The sequence below is a fragment of the Gemmatimonadota bacterium genome, assembly GCA_039715185.1.
In the GTDB taxonomy this organism is placed as follows: Bacteria; Gemmatimonadota; Gemmatimonadetes; order Longimicrobiales; family RSA9; genus DATHRK01.
Window position 1 is genome coordinate 1 of sequence record JBDLIA010000153.1, and the last position, 3961, is coordinate 3961.

Here is a 3961-nt window from a genome sequence, read left to right on the forward strand (position 1 = left end):
TTCGAGACCGAGTCGACCGATTTCGGCGTTCTGTTCGGCGGCGGCATCGCGTTTCCCGCGGGCCCCGGTGATCTCTTCATCGAGGGTCGCTTCAACGTCGGCCTGCGCGATATCGATACCAGTACCGACACGGAGGCGAAGCACCGCTCCGGCGCGGCGATGATCGGCTACTCGTTCTCTCTCGGCCCGATCGGCTGACGGCAGGAGCCTGGCGGGCGGATCTTGTATAGCCTCCTGCCCGACGAAGCTCCGCGGGCGCCTCAACCGCGAGGCGCCCGCAAGCCGACCGCCCGAAGGAGATCGTCGAAGGCGGGGTTCCCCTCGAGCGGCGAAAAGGGCGGGTAGTACTGACCGATCAACGCCACCGACCCTTCCTCATCCACGAGGGTCAGCCAGTCGATTGCCTCTTGGTGTCGGCCCAGCAGCATGCATACGAGCGCGGCTTCGAAACCGCGCGTGCCCCTGTGCAGAGAGGTCGTTGCCAGCTCCGCCAGCTTCCGCTCCAACACCTCGCGCCATCCTCGCTCCGAGGCCGGGCCGGCCTTCTCCAGATCCTTGGCCCCGAAAGCCCCGAGTGCCCAGGCTCGCTGCAGGTGCCGGGCACCGGCCTCCCGGTCGCCAGCGACGAAGCAGGCGATTCCCAGATCGAAATGCGAGCGCCAGAAGCTGGGCTCCAGCCGTACCGCGCCTCGCAGCTTCTCTATCGCTTCGCCCACGTCTCCCCTGCGCAGCGCGGCCAGGCCGATGTCGTTACGAACGATCGGGGAGAAGGGATCGAGCTGGCTGGCGAGCTCCAAGCTGCGCTCACCCTCTTCGAAACGGCCGCACAAGAAGGTCAGGAAGGCGCCGTACCAGTGGTGCGCGGTGGCGTGCCCCGGACTCAGCTCGGTCGCGCGCCTGAGCTCATTCACGCCGCCCTCGAAATCGTGCTCGAAGTGCCCCTTCACCATGCCCAGGACGGCCCGTACCTCGCCCAGTTCCGGATCGACGGCCAGCGCCGCCCGCGCGTATTCCTGGGCGCGCACCTTGATCTCGTGCCCGCGCCGGCCCGCGGCCGGGTACAGCAGCAGGTTCGCCTGGGCGATTCCGGCGAGCGCGAGGGCGAACTGCCCGTCGATCGACAGTGCTTTTTCGAAATGGCCGACCGCCTTCTCCAGAGCCGCCTGCGAGCGGTGAGTCATACACCAGCGGCCGCGCAGGTAGGCGTCGAAGGCTGAGGCATCGCTAGTCGGGCCGCGTGAGATCTCCTCGCGCTCGCCTCGGGGCAGGTCGGCATCGAGCGCATCCAGCAGACTCTCTACCAGCCGGGAGCGCAGTTCGAGCGTGCCGGATATAGCGCACTCGTGGACGTCGGCCCAGACCGTTGTCTCGGTGGCGGAGTCGAGCAAGCGAATTACGACTGCTAGCCGGCCTTCCGAGGCCGTCAGGGAGCCGTCGACCACGGCGTCAACGTCCAGTTCTCGCGCAGCGCGCCGAACGACTCCGGGATCCCCGTCGCCATAACGGCCGGCAGAAACTCGTCCTATGACCTGCACGGTCCGCAGCCTGGAGAGCGACTCGACCAACTCCTGCGCGAGGCCCGCGGCCAGGTAGAGATGTGTCGGATTCGACAGCGGGAGCGTCAGGGGGAGGACGGCAACCCGCCCGTACCGGGATACCCGTCTCGGGCCCGGCGCGTGGAGGGCGCGAGCACGCCCGGCGCCGCCCGCTCCCTTGCGCAGGCTATCCGCCAGCCGGCGGGTTGCGGGAGAGGGCGTCAGGTCCATCTCCCGTTCCCAGCGGCCCGCGAATGTCTCGTACTCCCGCAGCGCGGCGACGCGATCGCCCGCTCGATCGAGCAGGCGCATCAACCGCCTCACGCCGGTCTCCTCGTTGCCCGAAAGCGCGACGGCCCGCCTGGCGCTGTCCGCGGCGCTGATCCAGTTCTCCAGCGCCTCCCCCCTGTCCGCGAGCGCCCAGTGGGCTGCGGACGCCTCCCGCGCGAGTTCGGTCCTCCACTCCTCGATCCAGGAGACGAGTTCCGGAGCGCCGACAATCCGAAGGCCATGGAGAAAGGTGCCTCGGTATAGCTCGGCGGCGTCCTCGAAGCGGCGCTCGGCGATGCGCGTTCGGAAGGTGACGACATCGCAGCGGACGCTGCCAGCATCGAGGAGCAGCATGTCCGATTGTCCGCGCAGCGCCGTCGGTCCAAGATGGCGACGAAGGAAGTGCACCGCGTTCCGGAGGGCGCCGCGGCCACGTTCCCTGCGCGACCCGGGCCAGAATAGCGATGCCACCGCCTCCCGGGACTTCGGTCCCTCCAGCGCCAGGTAGGCCACCAGCGCCAGGCGCTTGGGTCGAGCCAGAAGCGCCGCCGCCCGGGCGTCCGTGACTCCAGCCACAGCGGGGCGTCCCAGAGTCGTCAGCGAGGCGGACGATGGCAGTAGCGTCACCTCATGTTTCCGTCAGAGTGACGATTTATAGACGGTTCATCCGCAAGATGGGGGGTGCAACATCCCCTGACCAGGAGGTAACCATGTCGCCGCAACGCGTTTCCATCGTCTCTGCACTCGTCGCGCTCTTGTCCGTCCAGGCTGCGTGTGACGACAGCCGGCTATCGTCGGATCCGGCCGCGGCCGTGGCGGGCCCACAGCTGTCCGCCAGTCCCGTCAGGGCGATGCGGTTCAAGGGTACCGTGGCTCTGGTGGACCCGGTCGATCCTCCCCCGGCACCATGCGCCGCGTTCCTCAATTCGGTCATCGCGGGGAACGCCACTCACATGGGACGGTTCGAGGGCGTCGGTAGCACGTGCATAACCAGTCAGGTAGCCCCGGACCCGGACCCGCCGTTCGAGGCCCCCGGACCGCCGCCGTATGCCACCGCCACCTTCACGAATCCATTGTGGGTGCTGACCGCCGCGCACGGCGACGAGCTGTGGCTAGAGAGCTCTGATGGGGTGGCCGTCCTGAGCCTTGCGGACGGATCTTTGCGCGCCGTGGGCACGCACGAGATCATCGGAGGCACGGGTCGCTTCGCCAACGCAACCGGTGAGCTCACGACCAGGGGCGTGAACGCCGACGGCATCGGTCCGGACGATGTTCAGTCCCGGGGCTGGATCAGCTACTGAGGAGTACGCCATGTCCGACACGACACGCAACAAGGAACTGGTCCGTCGCTTCGTCGACGCGGTCAACGCCCGCAATTTCGTGGCGCTGGAAGAGATTCTCGCCCCGGACTTCCACCGCCACTGTCCGGCTACGCCCGACGTGGAGGTGCGTAGCCCGGACGATTTCCGACGCTTCATCGAGTCGGATGCCGCGGCGGTGCCCGACAGCCGGGTGACCCTCGAGACTGTCGTGGGCGAGGGCGATCGGGTGGCGTTCTGGGCGACGTACTCGGGCACGCAGTCCGGTCAGATGGGCCCGTTCTCCCCGTCCAACAGGTGGGCGTCATTGGAGTTCGCAGGTGTTTTCAGGATCGACGGCGACCGGATCGCGCACGTGGCCGTCACGTGGGACAACGTGTCGTTCCTGAGCCAGCTCGGACACATGCCGCCAATGCCGACGCCCTGAGCGCCGGCACGGCGGTGAAGCACGAGTGGCGGCGTCGGCCTTTCGGCCGGCGTCGCCATGGCACATCCTGACGGCCCGCTCATCCAACAGCAGGCGGTCAAGACATGCCCCAGTCGCGCAGAATCCTCGCGCTCGCCGCGGTCGCCGCGGTGGTCGCCGGAGCAGCCCTCGTCGCCCCGGGCGAACCCTTCGCGAGCCCGTCGGGCGAGCACTACGGATTCGCGTCGGTGCTCCCGGCGCTGTTCACGCTGCTGCTCGTCTTCCTGACGCGCGAGGTGATCACGGCGCTTTTCCTCGGGATCCTGGTCGGCGGCGCGGTGAGCGGTCAGTGGAACGTCCTCGACGCGTTCCTCATTCCCGCCATCGGCAGCGAGTCGTTCGCCTTCATCCTGCTGGTCTACCTGTGGGCG

5 protein-coding genes are annotated in these 3961 nt (G+C 68.2%); 4 read left to right on the forward strand and 1 reads right to left on the reverse strand.

The window, feature by feature from the left end; genetic code table 11:
- A partial coding sequence (locus ABFS34_15960; protein MEN8376922.1) for a PorT family protein occupies window positions 1-198 on the forward strand: 198 nt, incomplete at its 5' end.
- Window positions 199-260: 62 nt separating this feature from the next.
- Here the strand turns inward: ABFS34_15960 and ABFS34_15965 are convergent.
- Window positions 261-2432: a BTAD domain-containing putative transcriptional regulator gene (locus ABFS34_15965; protein ID MEN8376923.1), complete on the reverse strand. Its 2172-nt coding sequence runs from the start codon at window positions 2430-2432 to the stop codon at window positions 261-263.
- Between the two features lie 83 nt (window positions 2433-2515).
- Here ABFS34_15965 and ABFS34_15970 point away from each other — a divergent pair, with 83 nt between their 5' ends.
- The 3 genes from ABFS34_15970 to ABFS34_15980 all read left to right on the forward strand — a co-directional run.
- On the forward strand, window positions 2516-3106 hold the full coding sequence (locus ABFS34_15970; protein MEN8376924.1) for a hypothetical protein: 591 nt from the start codon (window positions 2516-2518) through the stop codon (window positions 3104-3106).
- A 10-nt stretch (window positions 3107-3116) separates the two neighbouring features.
- Window positions 3117-3551, forward strand: a complete 435-nt coding sequence (locus ABFS34_15975; GenBank protein MEN8376925.1) for an ester cyclase — start codon at window positions 3117-3119, stop codon at window positions 3549-3551.
- A gap of 104 nt (window positions 3552-3655) precedes the next feature.
- A partial coding sequence (locus ABFS34_15980) for a sodium:proton antiporter (GenBank protein ID MEN8376926.1) occupies window positions 3656-3961 on the forward strand: 306 nt, incomplete at its 3' end.